General features: G+C 46.2%; 23 protein-coding genes and 1 pseudogene. 3 read left to right on the top strand and 21 right to left on the bottom strand.

Features of this window, described 5'->3' with window-relative positions; genetic code table 11:
• Position 1: 1 nt before the first annotated feature.
• The 18 genes and pseudogenes from pstC to AC4G47_RS02270 all read right to left on the bottom strand — a co-directional run bounded on the left by pstC (position 2) and on the right by AC4G47_RS02270 (position 17,794).
• Complete coding sequence (gene pstC / locus AC4G47_RS02355) at positions 2-937, bottom strand: phosphate ABC transporter permease subunit PstC (RefSeq protein WP_458125079.1); 936 nt, start codon at positions 935-937, stop codon at positions 2-4.
• A gap of 115 nt (positions 938-1,052) precedes the next feature.
• Positions 1,053-1,979 carry a phosphate ABC transporter substrate-binding protein gene (locus tag AC4G47_RS02350; RefSeq protein ID WP_458125078.1) on the bottom strand — a complete coding sequence of 309 codons (927 nt, stop codon included), beginning with the start codon at positions 1,977-1,979 and terminating at the stop codon, positions 1,053-1,055.
• 432 nt (positions 1,980-2,411) lie between these two features.
• A pseudogene (locus AC4G47_RS02345) lies at positions 2,412-2,528 on the bottom strand (ArsB/NhaD family transporter); the annotation flags it as partial.
• A 334-nt stretch (positions 2,529-2,862) separates the two neighbouring features.
• Positions 2,863-4,959, bottom strand: coding sequence for a methyl-accepting chemotaxis protein (locus tag AC4G47_RS02340; protein WP_491104594.1), 2,097 nt, complete (start codon positions 4,957-4,959; stop codon positions 2,863-2,865).
• A 178-nt stretch (positions 4,960-5,137) separates the two neighbouring features.
• Positions 5,138-6,193: an EAL domain-containing protein gene (locus tag AC4G47_RS02335; protein WP_491104592.1), complete on the bottom strand. Its 1,056-nt coding sequence runs from the start codon at positions 6,191-6,193 to the stop codon at positions 5,138-5,140.
• Between the two features lie 215 nt (positions 6,194-6,408).
• On the bottom strand, positions 6,409-8,652 hold the full coding sequence (locus AC4G47_RS02330) for a bifunctional 2',3'-cyclic-nucleotide 2'-phosphodiesterase/3'-nucleotidase (RefSeq protein ID WP_491104590.1): 2,244 nt from the start codon (positions 8,650-8,652) through the stop codon (positions 6,409-6,411).
• Between the two features lie 475 nt (positions 8,653-9,127).
• Complete coding sequence (locus AC4G47_RS02325; protein ID WP_458125074.1) at positions 9,128-9,544, bottom strand: pyridoxamine 5'-phosphate oxidase family protein; 417 nt, start codon at positions 9,542-9,544, stop codon at positions 9,128-9,130.
• Between the two features lie 670 nt (positions 9,545-10,214).
• Positions 10,215-10,673, bottom strand: a complete 459-nt coding sequence (locus AC4G47_RS02320; protein WP_458125073.1) for an NUDIX domain-containing protein — start codon at positions 10,671-10,673, stop codon at positions 10,215-10,217.
• 86 nt (positions 10,674-10,759) lie between these two features.
• A complete protein-coding gene (locus tag AC4G47_RS02315; protein WP_491104588.1) occupies positions 10,760-11,533 on the bottom strand; it encodes a LamB/YcsF family protein in 774 nt (257 codons plus the stop codon).
• A complete protein-coding gene (locus AC4G47_RS02310) occupies positions 11,530-12,564 on the bottom strand; it encodes a 5-oxoprolinase subunit C family protein (RefSeq protein ID WP_491104587.1) in 1,035 nt (344 codons plus the stop codon). The genes AC4G47_RS02315 and AC4G47_RS02310 overlap by 4 nt, the downstream gene beginning before the upstream one ends.
• Entirely contained in the window at positions 12,561-13,277 is a 717-nt protein-coding gene (gene pxpB, locus AC4G47_RS02305) for a 5-oxoprolinase subunit PxpB (protein ID WP_491104585.1), read from the bottom strand. Before pxpB ends, AC4G47_RS02310 begins: the two co-directional genes overlap by 4 nt.
• 57 nt (positions 13,278-13,334) lie before the next feature.
• A complete protein-coding gene (locus AC4G47_RS02300) occupies positions 13,335-13,928 on the bottom strand; it encodes a histidine phosphatase family protein (protein ID WP_491104583.1) in 594 nt (197 codons plus the stop codon).
• The gene (locus AC4G47_RS02295) at positions 13,925-14,515 is read right to left on the bottom strand and encodes a DUF1572 family protein (RefSeq protein ID WP_491104581.1); all 591 of its coding nucleotides are present in this window, start codon (positions 14,513-14,515) and stop codon (positions 13,925-13,927) included. The genes AC4G47_RS02300 and AC4G47_RS02295 overlap by 4 nt, the downstream gene beginning before the upstream one ends.
• Before the next feature lie 71 nt (positions 14,516-14,586).
• A complete protein-coding gene (locus tag AC4G47_RS02290) occupies positions 14,587-14,916 on the bottom strand; it encodes a DUF952 domain-containing protein (RefSeq protein WP_491104579.1) in 330 nt (109 codons plus the stop codon).
• A 51-nt stretch (positions 14,917-14,967) separates the two neighbouring features.
• On the bottom strand, positions 14,968-15,525 hold the full coding sequence (locus AC4G47_RS02285) for a GNAT family N-acetyltransferase (protein WP_491104577.1): 558 nt from the start codon (positions 15,523-15,525) through the stop codon (positions 14,968-14,970).
• A gap of 31 nt (positions 15,526-15,556) precedes the next feature.
• Positions 15,557-15,952: a ribosomal maturation YjgA family protein gene (locus AC4G47_RS02280; protein WP_491106625.1), complete on the bottom strand. Its 396-nt coding sequence runs from the start codon at positions 15,950-15,952 to the stop codon at positions 15,557-15,559.
• Positions 15,953-15,965: 13 nt separating this feature from the next.
• Positions 15,966-16,517 carry a GrpB family protein gene (locus AC4G47_RS02275; RefSeq protein ID WP_491104575.1) on the bottom strand — a complete coding sequence of 184 codons (552 nt, stop codon included), beginning with the start codon at positions 16,515-16,517 and terminating at the stop codon, positions 15,966-15,968.
• Positions 16,518-16,687: 170 nt separating this feature from the next.
• Positions 16,688-17,794, bottom strand: coding sequence for an Ig-like domain-containing protein (locus tag AC4G47_RS02270; RefSeq protein ID WP_491104574.1), 1,107 nt, complete (start codon positions 17,792-17,794; stop codon positions 16,688-16,690).
• Positions 17,795-17,974: 180 nt separating this feature from the next.
• Here AC4G47_RS02270 and AC4G47_RS02265 point away from each other — a divergent pair, with 180 nt between their 5' ends.
• On the top strand, positions 17,975-18,178 hold the full coding sequence (locus AC4G47_RS02265; RefSeq protein ID WP_458125063.1) for a hypothetical protein: 204 nt from the start codon (positions 17,975-17,977) through the stop codon (positions 18,176-18,178).
• Between the two features lie 16 nt (positions 18,179-18,194).
• Positions 18,195-18,812: a hypothetical protein gene (locus AC4G47_RS02260; protein WP_458125062.1), complete on the top strand. Its 618-nt coding sequence runs from the start codon at positions 18,195-18,197 to the stop codon at positions 18,810-18,812.
• A gap of 64 nt (positions 18,813-18,876) precedes the next feature.
• On the opposite strand, the gene serS is transcribed toward AC4G47_RS02260, so the two are convergent.
• The gene (serS, locus tag AC4G47_RS02255) at positions 18,877-20,175 is read right to left on the bottom strand and encodes a serine--tRNA ligase (protein WP_491104572.1); all 1,299 of its coding nucleotides are present in this window, start codon (positions 20,173-20,175) and stop codon (positions 18,877-18,879) included.
• 388 nt (positions 20,176-20,563) lie between these two features.
• On the opposite strand from serS, the gene AC4G47_RS02250 reads away from it, so the two are divergent.
• Positions 20,564-21,799, top strand: coding sequence for an MFS transporter (locus AC4G47_RS02250; RefSeq protein WP_491104571.1), 1,236 nt, complete (start codon positions 20,564-20,566; stop codon positions 21,797-21,799).
• Positions 21,800-21,981: 182 nt separating this feature from the next.
• Here the strand turns inward: AC4G47_RS02250 and AC4G47_RS02245 are convergent, their stop codons facing one another.
• Entirely contained in the window at positions 21,982-22,491 is a 510-nt protein-coding gene (locus AC4G47_RS02245; RefSeq protein WP_491104570.1) for a DUF2798 domain-containing protein, read from the bottom strand.
• A gap of 147 nt (positions 22,492-22,638) precedes the next feature.
• Positions 22,639-24,039 carry a phospholipase D-like domain-containing protein gene (locus tag AC4G47_RS02240; protein ID WP_491104568.1) on the bottom strand — a complete coding sequence of 467 codons (1,401 nt, stop codon included), beginning with the start codon at positions 24,037-24,039 and terminating at the stop codon, positions 22,639-22,641.
• Positions 24,040-24,378 lie beyond the last annotated feature (339 nt).

The following is a 24,378-nucleotide window of genomic DNA, read 5'->3' as shown; positions in this document are numbered from 1 at the left end:
TTCATACCCGGTTCCTCCTTTCAAGCAGGCGAACCAGAATGACGAAGACAAATGTCATCACCAGCAGGACAAGCGCCATACTCCACAGTGCATTGTTATGAACAGAACCCATCGTGGTGTTACCCATGCTGAGTGTAATTACACTTGTTAATGTTGAAGCCGATTCGAGCAAGGATGTTGGAACATGCGGTGCATTACCGATAACCATCTGCACAGCAAGTGCCTCACCAAAAGCACGGGCCATACCCAAAACGACACCTGTCAACAAAGCAGGCAAGGTCGTTGGAATAATGACACGGTAGATGGTTTGCCAGCGAGTGGCACCCAGTGCGTACGAGGATTCACGCAATCCTTTTGGCAAAGCGGACAATGCATCTGCCATAATACTTGTCACCGTAGGAAGAATCATTACAGCGAGAACAAGACATCCGGCTGCAATCCCGACGCCTGTCCCACCAAAGATACTGCGCAGTAAGGGTACGATAACACTCAGACCGATAAATCCGTACACAACGGACGGAATTCCAGACAAGAGCTCAATCGCAGGTTGCAATATCTTTTTCCCTTTACCCGGGACAATTTCTGTCATGAAGAGTGCTGCACACAAGCCAAGCGGACTTGCGATCACTGCTGCAAGCAAGGTTGTAATGAAAGAACCTGTAATGAACGGCAATGCCCCGTAGAAAGCAGGTTCTCCAGTTGGATTCCACGTTTTCCCACCAAGAAATTCACTTATGCTTATTCCATTTTGGAAAAATGTTGATAGTCCCTTGGACGCTACAAAATAAACAATGGAAAACATGACAACGATCAGGAAAACGACACAAATCGACGTATAGATCCGTCCCGTCCACTCTTCCCAATAATGTTTCTCTTTTAAGGGCCGGCGCGGTTTCAACTTGTTATTCATTACCGTTCCCCCTTCGGTCTGTTCCATAACAACCATCCTTCTATAGTAGAATTAATGCAAAATATGGGATTATTTCAGAGCAAACCGCGTAAAGAGGCGGGACCTAAGTCCGCCTCTTTCGCCGTATGCGCAAGTTCAAAGATTATTGAATCACATTACCTGCTGCATCGCGTTTTACTTTCATACCTGACATTGGAATGTATCCAAGTTCTGTCACGTCATTTTGTTGAATTTCGTCACTCAAGATGTAGTCCAAGAATGCTTGTGTTGCTGCATCTGGCTTACCTTTCGTATACATGTGCTCGTAAGCCCATACTGGGTAAGTTCCTGCTTCTACGTTCTCAACTGTTGCTTCTACACCTTCGTATTTCAACACTTGCAAGCTGTCATCCAAGTAAGACAAGGCAAGGTAACCAATAGCACCTGGTGTTTCAGCTACCAATTTTCTTACGTTACCAGAAGAATCTTCTTGAATTGAACCTGGGATATCATCCATTTTTGCACCAAGTGCATACTTCTCAAATGTCGCGCGAGTACCTGAACTACCCGGACGGTTTACAATAACGATTGCTTGATCCGCACCACCAACGTCTTTCCAGTTCGTTACTTTACCGGAGAAAATGTCGATCAGTTGTTGCTTCGTCAAATCTTCTACACCTGTATCTTTGTTGCTAACTGGTGCCATAGCTACAACCGCTACTTGATGGTCAACCAGTTCTTTTACTTTGGCTTCGTCCTCCAGCTTCTCTTCTGCAAATACATCAGAGTTACCGATTGTAGCTTGTCCGTCAGATACTTGTGTCAAACCAGTACCACTACCGCCACCTTGAACTTGAACCGTTACGTTCTTATATTCATCAACTGCCATAAATTTCTGTCCAGCTTGTTCTACCAGAGGTAGCAATGCTGTCGATCCGACTGCCAGAATGTTACCGCTAAGCTCAGTAGCAGCTTCTCCCGATCCATTGCTTGCGGCACCCTCTGTACCAGCGTCATTCTTCGATCCGCATGCTGCGAGTACCAGTACGAACGTTAAGGTCATCAAAATAAACGGCAACTTTTTAAACATGTTTTGTTTTCCTCCCCCAATGTAGTGATGGCGTTTTGTGAATTTGTTTGTTCACCATCAACTCTTTACTCATTGTAGTTTCAGTATGTCATCTTAAAATCAGTGTTTTGTAAACGCAATGTTAAAAATGTCGGCAGCATTTTGAAATATTTGGGATTCACTTTGCGCTGAAGTGGCCGCTTCGGGAACGGACGATGTTTCAATCGCTGTTATCCCCGTATCTATATGATTTACTATTCCCAAGGAATACATCCGGGGATAAAGGCGAACGCTTCGCTTTTCCACAATCGTTCCGTTCCCTTCGCTGTGTCAGCGCTCGTTGGATCTCAGGCATTTCAATCTCCTGCCTGAGGTGTAGGCAAAGAAGGCTAGCCCTATAATAGGCTGACCTGATGTAAATTCTTTAATGGAGAAAGAGACTTGTTTCTTCTATGTTATCTTCACACCTTTGCGGGACAACACGTGCAGCCACAGCAATGTGGCAAGTGATCCAATCGGGGTCATTTTGGGACCCAGATCGGAACCAATGACATTGGCATAGATCAATGCACCGCACTATGCGCGGAAGAACTAGACGATTTATTTATACAGGGCCGCAGGCAATGTCTATCTTTATTTTCTTCTTTTATGTATGTATATAAGTTGAACTAAAGAATTTACACTGGACACTCCGATGACAGAACAACCTTCCGAACGCTGTTATCCCCAGATTTTTTTGATTCCTTTTATAAAGGGTAAATCCGGGGATAAAGGCGATGTATATGCTTCCGAAGTAGCTTTCTTGCAGAAAGCTTTTAGCTCCGCTTCTTCAGGTTCTTTCTATCCTCTCCGTTTCGTGTAAACGTTTAGTTCAATTTATATAGTAGGTTTCGCTATCCCCATATCAGGATTTATCGCTACTCTTATCCTTCGGTGTATCCTCCACCATCTTGAACATGCCGAGCAGTCCTTGTAATTGTTCTGCCATGCTATTCAGATGTGCTGAGGATGATGCAATCTCTTCTACCGATGCCAGTTGTTCTTGCGAAGATGCAGACACGGATTCTGTATTCGCAGCCGATTCCTGGGTCACATTGGAAATATCGCTCATCGCCTTGGCAACGTGGGATGCACCGCTCTCCAGCTGCTTCGTTGTTTCGGACAAGTCATCCAATGTATGAACAGCATCTTTCACCGCCTCCCGAATCTGGGCAAACGATTGTCCTGACGTATTCACGGCCTGGATGCCTTCACCCACTCGCGTCTGAGCAGCATTCATGGCGATAAGAGCAGCATCCATGTCCTGACGGATATTGTGTACCAGCTCACCGATCTGCCCTGCCGAGCTACCGGATTCTTCTGCCAGTTTACGTACTTCTCCAGCTACGACAGCAAATCCACGACCCGCATCCCCCGCTCTTGCCGCTTCAATGGAAGCATTCAATGCGAGCAAGTTGGTTTGTTTGGAGATCGATGCTATAACATCAACCATACTGCCAATCTCAACCGAACGGGCATTCAGAGACCGGACTACCGTTCCGAGCTGTTCCACCGTTTCCTGAATACTGTTCATCTGCACAACAGCCTGTCCTGCGGCCTCATTCCCAGAAGAAGCCGCTCCGGACGTATTACGCATATTGGCTGTGATCGACTGCACACGCTCCGACATCATCCGAACATCTTCTGCCATTCGGCTCATCTGTCCAGATCCGTCTCTCACACTGTTCACCTGCTGCTCTGCACCTTCAGCCAGTTCCTGAATGGCTAGTGTTGAATGTTCAATTGCTTTGGTGGTTTGTTCTGCACTTGCAGACAATTCTTGAGAAGAAGCCGATACTTGCTCTGTCGTCTCCTGTACACCGAGAATCATCATCCGCAGGTTATCCACCATACGCTCGAAATACTTCGCCAGATCACCGACTTCATCTTTACGACCCGTTTCCATTTTCACGGTCAGATCACCTTTACTTACAGCTCTGGCTGATTCCTGCAGTCGCTTGATTGGACGCAGCATGGAACGCGTGAACCAGATAATAAAGATGAGCGTAAGGAACGTGGCCGCAAGAATAACTATAAATGTAGCCATACGAATGTCCTTACTCGCATCGGTTATTTCACTCTTGAGCATCGTGCCGGCAATTTTCCATCCCGTTGCTTCATTCGTTGAGAAAATCATCATCTTCGGCTGATCGTTGAATACGTATTCGAATTGACCTTCCGGACCTTCATACATTTCATCCAGCAATCCACTCGTTTCCGGCGTACCTGCGTCTACTACAGGGGATACGACATAATTTTTGTTCGCATCCATAATCATGACGTAACCTTCTTTACCCACCTTGATAGATGCCTGCTCTTGAAGATCTGTCAGATCCAGAGACAAACCGACAACCCCGGATTGGTCTTTTAATGTTTTGGAGATAAACACAACGGCAACGCCGTCCGTATTAACGGATACAGCTGATACGACGGGTGCACCTGGCTTCTCCATCGCAAGTTTGTACCACTCCCGCTCCCTAGGATCATAATTGGCCTCTTGAGCATTTCCAGTCTTGGCCTTACCACGCACCATAACTCCCTCTTGGGTTCCTACAAAGATGTTCAGAGCATCCGGATGCAAGCCCAGGTATTGCTCCAGCTTCACCTGAACCTCAGGACTATCGTTCTCTCCTTTAATGAGGGCTGAATCAATGGCATCTGCAAAATAGTTAATGTCATGAATCTTGTAATTCACTTGGCTTTCTACAATGGTATTGGCCGTGTTCACACTTTGCAGGGCGCTGTCTACTAACTGTCCTTGTACGCCATCTTCAGCCATCGTTAGTGTGATCAAGCCTATGGCCAGACTTGGCAGGAGCAGAACTGCCAAGAAAGAGACCAATAGTTTGTTCCTTATATTCCATACGAAACCTTTCTTTTTATTCTTCTTTTTATTTTTATTTTGTTTTGGTTTGGCGGGTTTTGCTGCTTTCATTATTTTATTATCCTGAGCTTCACTCATTGCTTTCTCCCCCTCTAAATGTAGAAATGGCCTCTTTCTTTGTATGTATGAATCAATCTATAAGGCTTATCTTATATATCGGCTAATGGAGAGTATTTATTTGAGAGAAAAAAGTGCAGGCACACCAAACAAGCCACTTCTGATCAGAAGTGACTTGTACAATGTAAGGTTGCTGTTTTTATTCAATAAAACTAGACAGAGTGTTAGAATACGGGCCATCTGGGGGTTGTGCCGAAGGTTTACCGAAATAGTAGCCTTGTGCAAGCTCAATACCTATAGAACGGCAGAATTCAAACTCTTCCATTCGCTCGATCCCCTCTGCAAGTACTTGACCTCCAAATCGACTCGACATCTCAACAATATGAAGAATCTTCTGTTGTTTGGTCGAATCCTGATCACAACGGTCAATAAGACTTCGATCTATTTTGACAAAATCCGGTTCTAACCGATTCATCAACTCTATTGTCGAATATCCAGCACCCACATCATCCAGTGCAACGGACATTCCACGGGATCGATACACCTCAAAGATATGCTGCAGGATGGACATATGCTGAATCTGCTCTGTTTCCACGACTTCAAACACAAAATCTTTAGGGTCAAGCGAAAGACGTTCAATCGCTTCAAACGTATGTGTCAGACAATATTCGGGGTTATATATGGAGGAAGGCAGGAAATTCACGAAGCGTTTAACACCAGGCGGCAGAAATAGGGCACTGGTCTCTATAGCAGTAATACGCGCAGTTCGATCCAGAAAAGAATGTAACCCGGTCGCTCGCGCAACTTCAAATAATTCATAGGAACTGAAGGATTTTCCATGATCGGACGGACGAAGTAAAAACTCATACCCAATAATTTGCTCCGATGCATCAACGATGGGCTGCATATGACTGCTGAATTGGTGCTCCAAAATAATGGTAACCAGATCGGCATGTTTGAGACGAGATTGCTGCATACATAGACTGATCCAGCTTTCATTGCTGGCCTTTTCGTATAAAGGCATAATCTGAACGGTTAGGGAGTGAGTTAACGTTGGCTCCATTTGCACGATCTCCTCTATCAAGCTCTGAACCGCCTCAAGATTCGAGAAATGCATCCACATCATGTCATCCGACGTTTCGATAGGTCTTCCCGGCGTTTGCAGCGCTTCCAGCAAAGCAGGGGAATTGGGACGCAGGTACAAGGTACCTTGACCCTCTATAGGATAGATTGGACTGCAGCCACTGCAATTCATGTAGGACCCCCTTGCCAATTTATGATTCCATGTCCATTAATGTTTACTTGTATATACCCAAAGTTTGTAAATATTATATCATGGGTCTTGAAATTAATCTCTACTGATTTGATGACTTCCTGTATGACGGTTATTGGAACAAATATATTCAAATTTGCAGAAAAAAAGACCGACAGTCTGATGACTGTCGGTCTCTTCCTCACCGCTTATTAATCTTAAGAAGCGGGAATCACGATTTTCTGTCCAACTTTCAAGTTGTGCACATTTGAGATTTGGTTAGCTGTCGCAAGCTTACGCCAGTCCACACCATATTTCAAACCGATGCGGTACAGGTTATCTCCTTTTTTCACTACATATACAACCTTGTTGTTGGTTGCCGGTTTCTCAGGTTGTGGCTTAGGCGTTGGCGTTGGTTTAGGCGTTGGAGCTGGCTCCGTACCAGTTTCAGTTGTTATCGTTGCTTCACCTGTCAATTTCAAGCCATACTCCGCAAATCCTTCTTTGTTCGTACCGATGAACGACATCGCTGGATTCGCTTCAACCAGATCTTTCGCATCCGGTGAAGAAGCAAACACAACTTCAAGATCGTTCAGGGCCGCTGCAGTTACACCAGTAGATGGTTTGATTGGTGCCAGGGACCAGTTGCCGTCCGCTGCTGGATTAATCGTTTTATTTTCACGGATGTAGTCGATGATCACTTGACGGTTCTCATCTGGTGCAGCCAGAACGATTCGTTTGCCGTCCGGGTTAGCCAACTTGGACGAAGAAGCACGGTAGTTATTCGTCGCTACAATGAATTTTTGTGCTGGGTCAACCGGTTTGCCGTTAAAGCTCAGATCCTTAATCCGACTAGCGGATGCATTAACAATCGCAGCTTTGCTATCATATTTGGCTGGTTGGGTTACATCAATCTGATATGTTACGCCATCGATAACATCGAAGTTGTACGTTGGGAAATCATTGTTGATCAGTTGTTGTTGTCCACCTTTGGCCGGGTCGATCTGGTTGAATTGGCCTGCAGACCATTCCAGCCATTCTTTCAGTTCTGCGCCGTTAACCATTACAGCATGTACCGTATTTGGATACACGTACAGGTCCGCTACGTTTTTGATCGCAATGGTTCCTGTAGGAATATTCGTGTAATACGAAGCGCCTGAACGTCCACCCGCTTTGAATGGAGCACCTGCGGATAATACAGGAATTTTCTCATATTCCGTACCTTGCATATGTTTTTCAACATACCATTTCTGTGCATTCGTTACGATCTGAATGGATGGATCATCCTGAACCAGCGCGAAGAAGCTGTTGATTGGTGCAGTCGTTTCGCCCACCGGACCACGTACATACTCCAATGTACCTTCATGCTCTTCATGAACTGCATCAATGATGTCCTGATCAGCATCTACCAGTGGCTTTTTGTTGGCTGTGTCATAGATTGGGCGTGCTTCCGTTTTGGAATCAACCACTTTCCATTTGCCATCTACCAACTCCAGATCGAGATCGATAATTCCAAGGTGATCACCCCAGAAACCTGGCTCTACAGCAGGAACGCCATTGATTGTACCTTTCTCAAGGTCTACCCCTTTTTTGCCGGCAAAATCAGCGCTTGGGAATACTTTGTGGGCATGTCCAAACAGAATAGCATTAATGCCTTCAACTTGGCTCAGATACAATACGGAGTTCTCCATCAGATCCGTTTGAGGAATTTCCTCAAATCCGGAGTGAGGAATAGCTACAATAATGTCTGCACCTTTTGCTTTCATCTCAGGAATGAATTTTTTCGCAGTAGCGATAATATCTTTGGCGATTACTTTGCCTTCAAGATTAGCGCTGTCCCACTGCATGATTTGTGGCGGCACGAATCCGATCACACCCACTTTGATCGTATGTTCCTTCCCAGTCTCATCCGTTACTTTTTTGTCCAAAATCTCATATGGTGTGAAATAGTTCTTGTCATTCGTCTCATCATCATCACCATCGTTTAAATAGACATTGGCATTAATGTAAGGAAAGTTCGCTCCCTCCAACGTCATGTCTAGGAAGTCCAGACCATAGTTGAATTCATGGTTACCGATGTTACCTGCATCATAATCGAGCAGATTCATCGCTTTATATACAGGGTGAGTCTCACCCTTTTTCAGAGGATCAATCTTCGCAACATAGTCTCCCAGCGGGTTACCCTGAATCAGATCACCATTATCGAACAGCAGGCTGTTCTTGGCTTCGTCGCGTGCTTTCTTGATCAGTGTAGCTGTTTTGGCGAGTCCATACTGATCTGTCTCTTTGTCGGAATAGTAGTCATAGTTAACCAGATTGTCATGAATGTCTGTTGTCTCCATGATCCGCAGTTTAACCTTGGCAGCATCCGCAGCCGATACAGGTACCGGAAATACCGCAAGCACGTTTAATGCAACCAAAGCGGCAGTCAGGCTTGATAATACTTTTTTACTCGTTTTCAAAATAACCCCTCCCGTTATGTACATTGAATCATGCATGAATGGGCAGACGAACAGGCGCAGAAAAAAGATAGATTTCATGGGTTGTGCGTACTGAAGCTCTGATGACATGCATCGGAATTTCAGGTAAGTTTATCTCACATGAACATCTATTTATGTCTGTGCTTGTCGTTTACATTCCAAATCATAACGCAATGTTCAGCCATTGGAAAGCATTATTTTTTACATTACCCGCACATACCAAGCCGAGTTTACATTATCATGCGTGATTTCGACATTTTTTCAACATTTTAGTAGGTATAAAGTGCTTATTTGTTTCAAAATACGTATATTACATGCGCCTTACATTGATATCCATTTCATCATTATTCATCCACACCAAAAACCGTGAAGCCTACATGGCTTTCACGGTTGGATTGAACTCTGCGTGTATTTCCGCATACGGAAGCTAAGTGCAGAGGTTATTTTCATATTCGAATTATTGTTCCCATACGTGGTGCTCGTGGTCTTTCCCTGTGTATTCAATACGAGCTGGTGTGATGTCCAGAATGACATAGTTCGGATCGTTAGGTCCATCGAACCATGCCTTCAGTTCGTCGTTCCATACCTGCTCACGCAAGCTTTCATTCTTCGTCACTTCACAGGTTCCTTCGATCTCAACTACTTCCTTGGAGCCACCAGCCTCATAACCGAGCAGAAGGCTAACATTCGGATTATTCTCCAGCTCTTCGACTTTGTGTGTGCGGCGGTTCGTTGCCAGATGAATGTTCAGTCCATCGTTAAAAAGCGCCATATAACGGGATTTTGGTTTACCGTTCTCCACAGTGGAGAAGCTGCAAAAAGGGTTGTTTTCCAATGCTTTTACAATGTTTTGTTCCAATTCAGTCTGGTTCATGGGAAGTGCTCCTTTCGGTTTGAGGGAATGTTGGAAGGACTGTGTAGGCGGCCGTTCCGGGTACGGATCGTTCTTTGAATCGCTGTTGTCTAGCAATGGTCCTGATCTTTTCCTCGTATATATTGGATTAAAGACGCTTTACACTGACACTGCGATGACAGAACAACCTTCCAATCGCTGTTATCCCCAGATTTTTTTGATTCCCTTTCTCAAGGGAAAAATCCGGTGATAAAGGCGAACGCTTCGCTTTTTCAGGTTTCTTCTGTCCTCTCCGTTATCGTGTAAATGTTTAATTCCAAAAGATATATAAGTGAAATCTAGGACACAAGCGAACGCTTCGCTCTCCAGAATCGATTCCGTCCCCTCCACTACGTCTACAGTTCTTCAAATCAAGGGTGGTGTATAAATTATTACAACTTCAATACTTGCTAATTAGATTGTTCTATTAGCTTTTTGCAAAATCAAAAGGACCTTCTTCAATTAACAAGATAATCAGAGAGCAAGTCGATTTTAATTATGCAAATGCTTTTGTAATAAGCCTGTACTTATAGTGTACCCACCTCACCTATGGTGAATCCATGAACCGATACGCAAACGTGACAAAATTGGAAAAGTTATTCATAAAAATGTTTACATAAAAGGGCTAGCACGAGATTTCTTCTTGGCTGATTTAATTCAGATCTCCAAGATAGATTGAGGAAGAGCCCGATGTAAGTAGCAACTCGCCAATCGTTTTAGGATATAAACGAATCTGGGACAGATCTTCAAGTGCAATCCATTCCACGGCGACTTGGTAGTCGTCAGGATTGGAGCCTTCAAAAATAGTTGCCTCCGGATCCTTCAGGCTGCACGCAAAATAAAATTCAACCTGGTGGATATCTGCATCCCACTCGGCGAATTCATGGTTTTTTCCTATATACTCCCGGATATGTAACAACTCTCCCACGTTCACAGCCTGACCAATCTCCTCCAGACATTCGCGCGCGACCGCATCCTTGAGTTCTTCACCCTTCTCCTGTCCCCCACCTGGGAACACATAAGCGGTACCATATTGGTCTTCCAGCCGGATGACCAGCAATCGTGCATCCTGCACAATGACGGCCTTTGCCGAGTTGCGTATGGGTTTCATTCTGTTCTTCACTCCTTGTCATTCCAAGTTTCACATATCAATTTAACAAAACAATCTGTAAACTGTTGTTCTGCTGAACAGACATATCATCCAGCTGTTTGCGCGGACAGCTTAATGCCTTCCGATTCCAGTACCCGACGAATCTCTTGCACAAATGCCAGAGCATTCGCTCCGTCACCGTGGATACAGACGGTCTCTGCCTTAATGGGAACCAGCGTACCATCCGTGGATACAACCACTCCATCTTTCACCATCCGAAGCACTTGAGCAATCGCTTGTTCCGATTCTTCAATGAGGGCTCCGGCTTGGCTGCGAGGAGTTAACTTCCCATCTCCCCCGTAGGTTCGATCCGCAAACACCTCGCTCACACTACGCAGACCGATGCGATTCGCTGATTGAATCAGCTCACTGCCCGCCAGACCATACAGATACAGTTCAGGCTGCACTTGATAGATCGCCTCCGCGATGGCTCCAGCAAGCTTCGCATCTTCTGCGGCCATATTGTACAAGGCACCGTGCGGTTTCACGTGATGCATGTGCCCCCCACTTGCACGGACAAAGGCATCCAGCGCACCGATCTGATATACCACCATGTCATATGCTTCCTGCGGCGTAATCTCCATTTGTCTCCTGCCAAACCCTTGAAGATCCGGCAACCCGGGATGGGCTCCAATCGCAACCTGATGCTCCAGCGCTCTCTCCACGGTCAGTCGCATCGTAGCCGGGTCCCCTGCATGAAAACCGCAGGCAATATTGGCTGACGTAATCAAGGGTAGAATGGCCTCATCCGATAGAGTGCGATATATACCATAACTTTCACCCAGATCACAATTGATATCCAAGGTATTCGAGGTATTCATTGAGTGCCCTCCATTTCTGCCATTCTTCTTCGTATCAGCTTGTCGATGAGCTGCATGTTGCATTCCTCTTCCATGTACAACTGCCGGGCTTGATCATGCGTAATCTGTTTAAAAGAAATTCGGGAGCCTGGCTTGGCCTGAGCCAAAATTGGCATATCTACCCGGGTTACCTGTGCAATCACAGGATAACCTCCAATCGTCTGATGGTCTGCCATCAAGATGATGGGCTGCCCATCCGGCGGCACCTGCACCGTGCCATAGGTAACAGCTTCAGACAACCGATCCAACGGTTGATCCAGCACCAGCCTTGACCCTTGCAATCGATAGCCCATCCGATCCGATTGCGGAGAAACGACATATTTTTCGCCATAGAATTGCTCCAGACTTTCTTGGCTGAACAGCAAACTGTCCTTGCTCTGCATTACGCGAATAACAGATCTGCCATCATAGTCAGGTCTTTCCCGCTCAGACAAGAACCACCCAGGCGCCAATATTCGGTGGTTCCGTTCGTTCTCCTTTACCTGCTTCTCCATCCGCTCCATCCATACTTGCGCTTCAACAGAAGGTTCCCCCGTAGACAACAGATCCCCCACGTGCAAAGCTCGCCCCTCCACACCGCCAAGACCTGTCTTGAGATCTGTGCTTCGACTACCCATGACTTCAGGTACAGCTATTCCACCCGCAATCGCCAGATAACCGCGCAAGCCATGACGACATTGGCCAAACTTTAGTAAACTTCCTGCACGCAGCAGCACAGGACGCCATAACGGTATAGGCAGATGATCCACGGTTGCCGTCAGATCGGCTCCACATAATGAGACAAGCTGGCTCTTCTCGAACCGAAGCTCTGGCCCCGTCATCGTCATCTCAAGTACCGCTGCATGACGGGAATTACCAACAAGCATATTAGCTGCTCTGGCCGCAAAGGTGTCCATGACCCCGCCAGGATGAATACCATACCGGCGATAGCCGGTTCTGCCTTCATCCTGAACGGTAGATAACAGACCAGCTCGGATCACTTCAATACTCATCCTTCGCCCTCCTTCCACTTTAGCTCCAGGTACTCCTGCATCGTAATCTGTTCAAATCGAACCCGATCACCTGCTGCCAGCAAACTCGGCACATGCTCATCCGGACGAAACAACCGGAGCGGCGTTCGTCCGATACATTGCCAGCCTCCAGGTGTGTCTACCGGATAGATTCCCGTCTGCTTGCCACCAATACCTACTGTACCAGCCTCAACCCGGAGCCTTGGCGTTGCTCGTCTGGGCGTAGCAATCCGTTCGGATAACCCGCCGAGATAAGGAAAACCCGGTGCGAATCCAATCATGTGTACGAGATAGTCCCCGGCTGTATGTATCGCAATAACTTCCTCTGGGGTCAGTCCATGTTTAATAGCAACATAGTCCAGATCAGGCCCCCACTCGCCACCGTAACATACGGGAATTGTGACCGTTCTGGGCTTGGCTTGTACGGATTCCTTCATTTGATTCAACTGTTGAAGTAGAATCTGGCATAACTGAGGGTGAGAGGAGATAAACGGATCATAGAACAGCGTGACGGACGTGTATGAAGGTACCCATTCGATCATCGCAGGCAACGTGGACTTTTCCAACAAAGCACATATGGACATCACCCTGCGGTGTACGACTTCAGACAAGTCATCCCCGCAATCGATAATAACGGCTGTTTCACCCAGCGGAGATAGCATCTCCTTCGTCCATGAATACGGCTGTTTGGTCATCCCATCTCCCCCTTTTCCCACAAATTTTAGCTAGCGCTTTAATGTCAGAGCATCCATCTATCGAGACTCCCCAGACAAATCCAAGTGCATGCTGCAATTGTACAATTCGCATTGCCAGACATTCTCTTTCTTGGCGATCCGGGTAATGGATGTGTTGGACAGCTTCACGCTGATATCCAGTTCAGGCACCAGACCTCGCAGTGTATTCCGCAGGATAGCTCCGTGACTGACAACGATCACTCTTCCATCGGGGTGCTGCTGTACAATATCCTCAAGCACCGCACTGCCTCGAACAGTTCCTGCATCCGCAAGCTCCCGTCCGAGATCCAGGGTACTCCAGTCTACTCCCCACTTGGCTATGCGTTCCGCTTCCGTCGTTCCTTCGACCTGTCCTCCGCCCATTTCACGAAGCCTAGGGTCCAGATGTATCTCCTGAATGCCCAGGCGGTCACCGATGATGCGAGCCGTCTCACTTGCACGCTCCAAGTCACTTGCATAGATGGCATCCCAGGATTCCTCGGCCAGTCTCGCAGCAAGTAATACTGCCTGTTCCCTTCCATCCTGATCCAGCGGATTATCCGTCTGTCCCTGAGAACGTTTTTCCTTATTCCACGCTGTGCTTCCATGGCGAATCAATGCGATTTGGGTCATGGTTGTTCCTCACCTTTTTCTATATGAAGTTCATCTTCTGTAAAATGTTTTCGTGCCTTCGGTTTGGCAAATTTGCCACCATTATATTGAGCAGACCCGTTTCTCGGAATCGAGAGACTGTCCCACGCTGTTTCTTTAAGCATTTTCGCGGCAAATACAATCTGTCCTACATGATACGGATAATGTGCCAATTGCCGAATAATAGCCTCCATGACGGTGTGTCCTTCATTGCGAATGTATATGATATGAGACAATTGTTCCGGGGTAAACGAACGAATGGCTTCAAGTAGACAATTCCAGCCTTCCTCCCATTTAGAGAGCAACTCTTCCCGGAAAGCAATATCATTCACGAATTCGGCATCTCGTTCACGCCACGGTTTTTCACCATCTGTTGTCAGTACATCTGTCCAACGGGACAGCATATTGCCCCATAAATGTTTTACGATAACAGCAATGCTGTTCGCGTCTTCATTCCAGGATTGAAACAACTGCTCGGGCTCCAGTTGTGCCATGGCTTTTTCTCCGAGCTGCTTGTAATACAAAAATTGTTTCTCGGCTGTCTCCAGAAAAACCTGATTCATATCCATCCGTTAACCACCCTTCGGAAAAGTATGATGACCCCTGATCACGTTCAGACAGATACACGTCACATGTTACTTTATTCCGGGAATGAGAACGTACCGTCTGCATTCGGTTCAAATGGAATGACTTTACGCACCGCATCCAGATTGAGCTCTCCATAGATATGTGGATAGAGTTCATTCAATTCGTAGAGATCCTCATATACCAGTTCCGGCTTTAACGCCTTCTCATCAATACTGAGCAATAACAGATCTGTGCGACCTGCATAATATTGCCCGGCTACCCATGGAATCTGTTCCTTGGTGGAACAATGAATGAATCCGTCCGTCTCCAGGCTAACTGGTGCATACTCACTTCCCTTTGATACTTGCTCCCACAAAGAACGGGAAATAATACTGTAGATCATGGTTCCGCCTCCTTCAATTTCTGCGATGTGCTCTATGCATCATTGGGAGTATTATAGATCATCCCGGATACGGGAGTACACTTTTTGATCTGTAAATACACCTTTGATCTTCAACTGTTTGCGTAGCAAACCTTCGTACGACATGCCCAGCTTCTCCATTACACGTTCGGAGCCCACATTGCCTGCATTGCATTTCCCCTCCAGACGATTGCAGTCCAGTTCCTGAAAGCAATAATCCACGATGGGTTGCATCGCTTCAGCTGCGAGGCCCTTGCCCCAGTGATCACTGGCTATGGCGTACCCTAGTTCAGCACTCTGCATGGATTCGTTGAGATGAAAAATACCACCTCTCCCGATCAACGTTCCTGTTTCCTTCAGGACAAAAGCCCAGATATGTACCGTTTTCCGTTCATAATTATCCATTACCCGCTGAATATATTGTATCGAATCCTCCATCGTCTCATGGCAGTTCCACAAGCTTTGCTGACTCACTCGCGGATCAGAGGCGAACTCATAATAATCTTCGAGATCATCCATCGTAAGGCGCCTCAGTCTTAACCGCTGGGTTTCAAATTGGGGCAATTCAGCAAAAAGTTTTTCTATATTCACTCAGAGCACCTCCCTGATTCACTTCAGTTCATCATCCCGCCATCTTATTTCTCAGAAAATAACGGTCTATCACAACCATGCACAGAATACCGACTGTATATCGAATCAGATCGATCACCAGGAAACCATGTCCCAAAACAAGAGCACCCCATACGGTTGAACGTATCTCAATTAGCCAAGGTGTCTGAATCAACTGTGAGAACTCAATGAGCCAGCTAAACACACAGCTAAAACACATCGCCCATACCAAGCTGCGACGAGGCCACATCATGCGTAATCCGAAGTAGATCGTGCCTGCCCATAATGCATCTCCGAAATGTGCATGTACCCAACCCGGCAATCGTTCACCGAAGTGTCTGGATGCGAGTCCTGCCGCCATGGTTATCATGACGGCAAAAAAATAGATCAGCCTGTCTTTGATAGGCACGCTTTTCAATCGATCACACGCCTTCATCAAGCACTTGTAAAATAAACAGCGTTTTGGCAGCGGTATACGATTCCCTGTCTTCCTTGTTCTCGTCAGCCAGCTTCGCCTTCAGGACAGCGTAAGCTTCCACCAGATCTGGGCGTTTTCTCAGCACATCCCGAAACCTGATTTGGCGATCCCAACGTTCCTCTCCCGGGCGCATCAGATGAAGGTGTAAAGCTCTCTTCCCATCCTTAACCCTGACCCAGAATCTTCTGTATTCCCGGCCATCCAGTTCAGGCGGAACATAGTTCCAGCCTACCGGATTCAGCTGATCCGCAATCAGATCCATGTCATCCCATGACTGTACCTCTGCCATCAGATCAATAATGGGCTTGGCGGGTAACCCTGGAATAGATGTACTTCCGATATGTTCGAATCGATGAATATTAAACTGCTGTAAAAGGTATTGGAGTTGCCGAATTTCTTCCCGAGCCTGCACACTCCAATTGGGGTTAGCCGGAGCAATTTCTACCGGCTCTGTAGCCCAGGCAGGCCAGTTTTCCGGTTGTAATGGATCTGTCATTCCCAAGCTCACTCCTTGATTTCGTTGGATTTCTATATATCCAAAAAGGAGCGTATGTCTACGCCCCTAGTTGTCTGTAACCTTGATGATATTGATGATTTTAACAGTGTCATGCACTGAATTTATCTTCGGATTAATGCAAAATGCTTCATTAGTATGAAGATGAAGATTTATTTTACCGTAACAGGGATCGTCACTTTTTTGTTGCCCCATTTGGCCGTTATGGACGTTTTACCTTTGCCTACAGCGACAATCTTGCCATTCGTTACTGTGGCTACGCCAGGCTTCGTGCTACTCCACACCGCACTGTTGGTCACAACAGTGGTCTTGCCCGTATCATACTGGGCCATCACACTCAGCGTTGTACTTCCCTGCGGGGACAAGACCAATTTTTTCTGGCCTGTAATCAACTTTTTGAGCAAAGGCACAACGGTAACCTCTGCCTTTATTGTCTGATTTTGATAAGTTCCTGTCAAGGTCGCTTGTCCTTCGGTCAGCGTCTTAACGGCTCCATTTTTCACGATCGCTACATTGGTGTTGGAAGAGGTCCATATGACCTGTTTCGAAAGGTTGATCGTTTTGCCATTCGCGTAGGTCCCGATGACCTTCAACGCTTTGGACTTCTTAATATTCAGCTGCATATTTGCAGGGGTAACCTCTACTTTGGTGATCACATCCGTTACGGCAACGGGAACTTTCACGATAGTTGACCCGTATTTGCCTTGCAGCAATACTCTGCCTGGTGTGTTGCCTTTAATTTTCCCATTTTCCAACACAGCCGAGTTACTTGATACCGACCACACAATCTCAGACGTCACATCCTCTTCCTTACCGTTCGCACGGACAATGCTTACTTTGGGAAGAGTGCTTTCGCTACCTTTAACAAAACTATAAGATTTCGGTGAAGCTTTGATGCTTTTGATCTTCTCCTGCACCTGGACAACCAACTGGGCTTTTGCCCCGTCTACCTGTGCAAAAATGGTTGCTTCGCCCGCGGCCACAGCCTTAACCTTACCTTTCACCATCGTTGCAACTGCTGCATTGCTGGTGGACCATGTGACACCTTCGGTAACATCCTGTTTGTTATCAAAACCTTCTACGGTTGCCATTACTTGAAGCGTAGCTGTCTCGGATACACTCAACTTCTGCGGGCTGCTATTGGTTATTTCAATCGATGTCACATCACCCGTTGCCGCCAAGGCTAACGAAGGAACCATTACGGCTAACGCGATTATTAGAGCAAGCGTGCCTCGAAGAGCCAGTTTGATTCTACTCATTTTTATCTCCATCTCCCATAATCCAATATTTTACTTCTATTATATTATATCGGATACGAATTGCATAAAGTTGAATAACATAATTGAGAGTCTTGGAACAATTCATGATTTCCATTGTATAATATGGGAAGGTCGCGTAATACTGTTTTAATAAACCTAAAAGATGGGGGTGGGATATGTATGATCGAAAGGAATTTGCTTGATATGGTTTCACCTAAAAATAACCGTAAACGTATGAAAGCTATCGTCACTTCGACATCCACCAAGATTCGTCCTGAAGACGAAATGGTTCTACTGATGAAAACAGCCCGCAATCGTTTCAAAAAAGCCCTTGAATCTGGAAAAATTGAAATCATTAACGAGCGTGAATGGAAGCTGCGTTAAAGAATATAGGTGAACCATGGAACGTATTCAAACACCAGAAATGCAGAAAAGAATTAAATGGGCTAAACGAAAATTGAAGGAACTTGCAGCTGATGTGACCAAAAGTGATTTAAAAGAGTTCTATGTTATGGGTATTATTACTCCTATTCTTGATGAATTAGATGCAGATCCAGCCATTATTGTTGGGGGACACGCTGTTGAACTATACACTTCTGGAAGTTACAAGACAGCTGATGTTGATCTGGTCATGATCAGAGATGATTTAGCCCGAAGTTTATTTGATCATCTGGGTTTCGTCCGCGAAGGAAGACATTATTATGTCTCCGAAATGGACATCCCTATCGAAATACCTTCTGATACACTGGAAGGTTCAAAAGACAAGATTATCAAATTATTAACACCTGAAGGCTACTGCTACGTAATTGGAATAGACGACCTTATTTTGGATCGATTGAGAGCCTCCGAGTACTGGACAGATGCCCGAAGCTTGGAATGGGCACGTTACCTGATTTACAGTCAATTTGATACGATTGATTTAACATACATGAGAAAAGTTACAGCCGAGGAAGATCCCAAATTGGCAGCTCGACTTGAACAAGAGTACCAGTGGGTAACAGATCATATGTTTAATTAGAAGGAACCCCGGTCAAGGGGTTCCTTTTCTGATTCTTCACTTCCATAGGCGTTACCTAACCTCTCTACTTCACTTCACCCTGCTCTGGCAAAATCAAGCTCTCGGCACCGCCCATATAGGGCCGCAGGGCTTCCGGAATGCGAATGCTTCCATCCTCCTGCTGATGATTCTCAAGCAACGGAATCAGGATACGTGGCGACGCCACCGCCGTATTATTCAGCGTGTGACAATACGCCAACTTGCCTTCGGCATCCACGCAACGAATATTCGAACGACGAGCCTGAAAATCATGCAGATTCGACGACGAATGAGTTTCTCCATATGCACCGCGGCTTGGCATCCAGGTCTCGATGTCGTACTGTTTGTACGTCTTCTGCGACATATCCCCGGTACACACGGCCACAACACGATAAGGCAGTTCAAGTAATTGCAGCAATTCCTCGGCGTGTCCCGTAATCTCTTGCAGCATGCGCTCCGATTCTTCTGCATCAGGGGCACAGAGAATGACCTGCTCGACTTTGGCAAACTGGTGCACACGATACAATCCGCGTACATCACGTCCGCCGGAGCCAACCTCACTGCGGAAACACGTCGATACCGCAGCCAGCTTCACCGGCTCTTGAACATCGACAATCTCATCCGCATAATACGAGACCAGCGGCACTTCAGAAGTTCCCACCAGCCACTTGTTCTCCCCTTCGAGTTCGTAGACTTGATCTCGACCGGTTGGGAAGAATCCGGTGTTCACCAGCGCATCCTCCCTGACCATCAGGGGAACCTCCATTGGTGTAAACCCGTGCTTCAGCAGCAAATCAAGCGCAAGTTGCTGCACAGCCCGATGCAACAGTAGGCCAGCGCCTTTCAATACATAGCTTCGCGTCCCGCCAATCTTCACTCCACGGGGAATATCGATCAGATTATGCAACTCCCCAAGTTCCACGTGATCTTTGGTAGCGTACTCGAACGCTGGTAACTCTCCCACACGTCGCAGCTCTACATTATCCGCATCCGACGAGCCATTGGGGGTATCCGGGGATACGATATTGGGCACCAGCCATTGCAGCTTGGTTACTTCCTCCTGCACAGGGGCTAGCCTCGCTTCTACCTGTTCCAACTGTTCATTGAGCTGCTTCACCTGCGTCCGCAAACCCTCAGCCTGTTCCCGCTTACCAGCCTGCATAAGCCTCCCAATATCCGCGGATAGCGTATTACGCAACCTGCGACCTTCTTCCGATTCCTGTAAAAGTGCTCTGCGTTCCTCATCCCGCTCCAGCAATGTACGAATGCTGATCTTGATTTTCTTCCCGTCTGCTGCCGCCTGAACCTCTTCTGCATGTGCCCGAATCCACTTCATTTCTAACATGGTCACCGTCTCCTTTGGCTGTAAAAATACAAAGAGCGCCCTCATCCCTTGGGACGAGGAGCGCTCTGCTCGCGGTGCCACCCAACTTGCTGAATCAGGATATCCTGCTTCCAGCCTCTTGGTCCGCGATAACGGGCGGTTCCGGTTAACTTGGGGAAATATCGCTCCCCTGGCGAAAACGCCTCCGAGTTGGATGCTCTTCAACGGCATGTTCCGATCTGTAATTGTTGTGTCTCAGTATATACGAACGCCGGATCAATTTGCAACCTTCTGTATCTATCAGGAATTCATGGCACAACTTAACATGTCCTGTTATGATAGACTTTGTCTTCAAGATGGTGCTTTATTGTGATCCTCAATTTATGTATATAAGTAGAAGGAGTTCTTTATGAAAAAATTACTTTGGATCGGATGTCTATCCTATTTCCTTATTGGACTTGCCCATGTTGTGCTCGGTTCCATTCTACCGGTTGCACTTGAACATTACGGCAAAGATTACAGCCAGGGCGGGACGCTGATCTTCGCTCAATTTGCCGGATTCCTGGGCGGTGTATTGTTATCTCCATGGCTGAACCGACGCTTCGGTAAACGCGGAGGTCTGTTAATCGCCACAGCACTGCTCTGTATCGCGGAATTAGCCTACATGCTGCTGCCACCATGGGGCTGGATGTTCGTCATCGCACCCGCGGCCGGCTTCGGATTCGGGATGATTGAAGCTGTCATTGGCACCATTATCATCGCTGCAATCAAAGACAATACTGCCGTTGCCATGAGCCGACTTGAAGTGTTATTCGGGATCGGGGCGATGGTCATGCCGCTCATTGCCAGCGGTCTGATTGCTGCCGGATACTGGCGCCTCTCTTTTCTGGTTGTTGCGATCTGTGCAGCGCTGACCTTTGTTTTCTGGGCGAAAGGATCATTCGGTGAACTGGATCAAGTATTGGATCGACGGAAGCCAGTGGATGCTTCCGGACATACTCACACTGCCGGGACAACAGGTGAACTGCATTCCGCAGTTGTCAGCACACCCGGCCCAACCTATCGTGGCCGTAACCTGACTCTTCTGGTACTATTCGTCCTGTTCTTCTTCCTGTATGTTGGCACGGAGATGAGTCTTGCGAACTTCATGCCAGCGATCCTGATTGAGAAAATGAACATGAAGGAAGCCGGAGCAGCGCTTAGCGTCACTTGTTTCTGGATTGCCATGTCTGTCGGACGACTCTTCGCCGGATATATCGCAGAGAAATTCCAATACCGCGTCTATGTCCTGTATAGTTGTCTCGCTTCTGTTCTCTTGTTAATGGTATTCCCATATACAAACCAAATCTGGTCTGCATTTCTCATTATCTTACTGCTTGGACTTGCCATGTCAGGGATATTCTCCATTGCCCTTGTCTTCGCCAGTAAACTGCTGCCTGGAACAGAAGAATCCACACCCAGTATCTTGATTGCCTCAGGCGGGGTCGGCGGTGCTATTCTGCCTTTGACCACGGGATGGAGTCTTGATCATCTGGAGGTTAATCAATCTGCATGGATGCTTGCCATCTTTGCGGTTGGCCTGCTTGTCATTAGCGTGATCACGTATCAATGGCAGAGCAAACATATAGTGGATTCTGCGACTTAACAGTGATGTGTTTATCCTTTCCTGAAAATTAACTATTAAATATATCAAGATGTCCACCTTCATAAACTGATGGCGGACATCTTTTTTGTAGTGTTATTCTGTTCTAACGAGACTAGCACACTATAACCTCGAATTATTGCGTTGCACAAGATTGCCCAGGAAATACTGTGGGCCCAGCTGCATCACACACTTTTGTTAACAACAGGCATTACAGGCCCATTATCCTTGATGAATTTAACGAATACATATCGTACGAGGGGTCCCAAAATGATCAATTGATATGGAAGCGCAAGGCTGAAGTTACGAGCGATTGTATGAAGGTACGTACGGAGTACGGATGCCCCATTTAATTGATCCGCCAGATATGCTGAAACCATCCCATACAAGGACATGATCAGAACCATGCCAATCACCATGAAAAATGACATGGCGAGCACACCCAGCATCTTGTTTGACTTGTCAAAGGGCAAGGAAAAGGCAATCTTTCTAGCTATAGGTCCAACAATGAAGGACTCCACCAGAAACGCGATGACAAAACACAATATGAATTGAAGCAGTATCTCAAGCGGGGACATCTTACCGAGTAACCCACTGTGCCATAGATTGAAGAACATCATGACTACGACCATCCCTGTACACATCATTAATCCAAAAATAATTTGTTCCTTCTTGCTTGTTGGCACTTCTCTCATCCTCTCTGTTTACTTTGACAATTATAGAGATGACGAACCCCTCCACATAAGTGAACATTCCGTGAACAATTAGACGGGTACTCCAATGAAATTATATCTCCCGTGTGATGACTTGCAGGTACTCAATTCAAAAGATGGGGTTCTTTCCTACAACAGAAATTTCCAGAGAAAAGACAGTTTGGATAAAGCTGTGATTGCCATTCGTTTGAAAACAGAGCCTTTCTGATTCGTAGATTCTGCTGGATGCTCACCTTTATTCACACGCGTACTATGTGCACGTTTGATATCCATAGCCTCTGTTAGTTCGTTGGCGAATGCAGAACCAGAAATGACCACAGCAGATTCGGTATTTAGAAAGGCGGATCTGGGATCAAGATTATACGAACCAACCATGCTGAGGTAATCATCCATGACAAATGATTTGCCGTGTATGGAATAAGGGCCTTGGTATTCATAAATGGCCAGACTGGTATCAAGCAACCGTTTCTTAGAGCTTAAGTATCCCGCGAAAGCCAAAGGGTTAGGGGTCTGCTGGATTGAATTGGTTAGCATGACCCATTCTGCTTTTGGATTCATCGACAGATGTACTGCTTTCTTCATTTTCTTGGTAGGAATGGCATAAGGCGTCTGAAGGTACACTTTCGACTTTGCTTGATTGGCAAAATGAACAAATGCTCTCCACATGGTCGGGTCTTTATACAGCCTTTGGATTGGATTGTGAATGAAAGCGACGTGGTCGGAATGAAGAGCTCCTTGAGCCCATTCCTTCGGCAACACTTTAACAAAAGGATCGCTCTGAGCCCGAGCTTTTTTATATAACTGAGCCAGCTGAGCCAGCTCTTTTAACCCCTTTGCATGATGCTGACGTTTTGCATGTTTTTCTAGTTTGGTGAATGGATGGTTCCATAACCGATCTATATATTTTTTCATTTCAACAACCGTGCTGTTCGTATTATGGTTTGGATTGTAAACAAGGACATCCCGATCGAATACATAGTCTTTTTGGGGTTGCAATGCCATGTATCTATCACCAATATTTTGGCCGCCAATGATGCCATATGTGTTGTCGACAAGAAGGATTTTGTCATGCAGACGGTTATGCCATGTCCATGGCATAAATATGTGGAGTGGTTCATAATACCTTAACTCCACATTGGGGTGAGCTGCAATGGCATCTGGAATATCACGCAATTCTCCGCGCATGTTGTGAAAAATCCCGTCTAAAATGATTCGAACATGAACACCCCGATCAGCTGCATCGAATAAAGCAGCAAAAAAGAGTTGAGATGTTTTTCCTTTTTGGATGGAGTAATAAGCCAGGTCGATGCTTGTTTTCGCCTCTCGAATGGTCTGGATTCTCACCTGACCGGATTGAAAGCCGTCCTCCAAGAGCAATACGCGATCTGTTGTACTTCCTCCTGTTAACGATTTTTGCATATCCGTATTTTCAATAGTAGATGGAGACAGAACCAAAAATAAAAGGTAAGCTGTGAAAAAAACGTATACACAATAGGACAGAATAATTGCGAATATGGTTTTAAAGATCATTCAGTACGCCCCCATTTTTATGTAAAAAGTAATTATTTGTATAGCAGTACTATCTCCTTCTGTATCTAAATTATGTTGTTTAATTAATCAAGCGACTCCGGTCAAGGTCAAACGATCAAAAGCTCAGCTCGGAGCGACTCAGAAACAGGTAGGCTATGACCCGAAATCCGATGCTTTTGCACTCAGTCAGCTTTCCTTTTATAATTCGCCACGATAATTGATAAAAATCACACATCTAGAGAGGTCGTTATACTCATGTATAATGGCCTCTTTGATTAATTCATACGTGCCCCCATCCAGTTCCTGACTGGACACGTTCCACCTGCTGGCCTATAATTA

This window comes from Paenibacillus sp. Negev47 (genome assembly GCF_058313655.1).
This window is presented reverse-complemented; position numbering and strand designations above follow the sequence as displayed.

Coding starts and splice junctions, on each gene's coding strand:
- AC4G47_RS02260 (WP_458125062.1), top strand. CDS start 18,195: ATGGAACGTATTCAAACACCAGAAATGCAGAAAAGAATTAAATGGGCT.
- AC4G47_RS02240 (WP_491104568.1), bottom strand. CDS start 24,039: ATGATCTTTAAAACCATATTCGCAATTATTCTGTCCTATTGTGTATAC.
- AC4G47_RS02275 (WP_491104575.1), bottom strand. CDS start 16,517: ATGACAGATCCATTACAACCGGAAAACTGGCCTGCCTGGGCTACAGAG.
- AC4G47_RS02270 (WP_491104574.1), bottom strand. CDS start 17,794: ATGAGTAGAATCAAACTGGCTCTTCGAGGCACGCTTGCTCTAATAATC.
- pxpB (WP_491104585.1), bottom strand. CDS start 13,277: ATGACCAAACAGCCGTATTCATGGACGAAGGAGATGCTATCTCCGCTG.
- AC4G47_RS02325 (WP_458125074.1), bottom strand. CDS start 9,544: ATGAACCAGACTGAATTGGAACAAAACATTGTAAAAGCATTGGAAAAC.
- AC4G47_RS02335 (WP_491104592.1), bottom strand. CDS start 6,193: ATGAATTGCAGTGGCTGCAGTCCAATCTATCCTATAGAGGGTCAAGGT.
- AC4G47_RS02290 (WP_491104579.1), bottom strand. CDS start 14,916: ATGATCTACAGTATTATTTCCCGTTCTTTGTGGGAGCAAGTATCAAAG.
- pstC (WP_458125079.1), bottom strand. CDS start 937: ATGGAACAGACCGAAGGGGGAACGGTAATGAATAACAAGTTGAAACCG.
- AC4G47_RS02265 (WP_458125063.1), top strand. CDS start 17,975: ATGATCGAAAGGAATTTGCTTGATATGGTTTCACCTAAAAATAACCGT.
- AC4G47_RS02340 (WP_491104594.1), bottom strand. CDS start 4,959: ATGAGTGAAGCTCAGGATAATAAAATAATGAAAGCAGCAAAACCCGCC.
- AC4G47_RS02310 (WP_491104587.1), bottom strand. CDS start 12,564: ATGAGTATTGAAGTGATCCGAGCTGGTCTGTTATCTACCGTTCAGGAT.
- AC4G47_RS02245 (WP_491104570.1), bottom strand. CDS start 22,491: ATGAGAGAAGTGCCAACAAGCAAGAAGGAACAAATTATTTTTGGATTA.
- AC4G47_RS02250 (WP_491104571.1), top strand. CDS start 20,564: ATGAAAAAATTACTTTGGATCGGATGTCTATCCTATTTCCTTATTGGA.
- AC4G47_RS02315 (WP_491104588.1), bottom strand. CDS start 11,533: ATGAATACCTCGAATACCTTGGATATCAATTGTGATCTGGGTGAAAGT.
- AC4G47_RS02320 (WP_458125073.1), bottom strand. CDS start 10,673: ATGAAACCCATACGCAACTCGGCAAAGGCCGTCATTGTGCAGGATGCA.
- serS (WP_491104572.1), bottom strand. CDS start 20,175: ATGTTAGAAATGAAGTGGATTCGGGCACATGCAGAAGAGGTTCAGGCG.
- AC4G47_RS02300 (WP_491104583.1), bottom strand. CDS start 13,928: ATGACCCAAATCGCATTGATTCGCCATGGAAGCACAGCGTGGAATAAG.
- AC4G47_RS02295 (WP_491104581.1), bottom strand. CDS start 14,515: ATGGATATGAATCAGGTTTTTCTGGAGACAGCCGAGAAACAATTTTTG.
- AC4G47_RS02350 (WP_458125078.1), bottom strand. CDS start 1,979: ATGTTTAAAAAGTTGCCGTTTATTTTGATGACCTTAACGTTCGTACTG.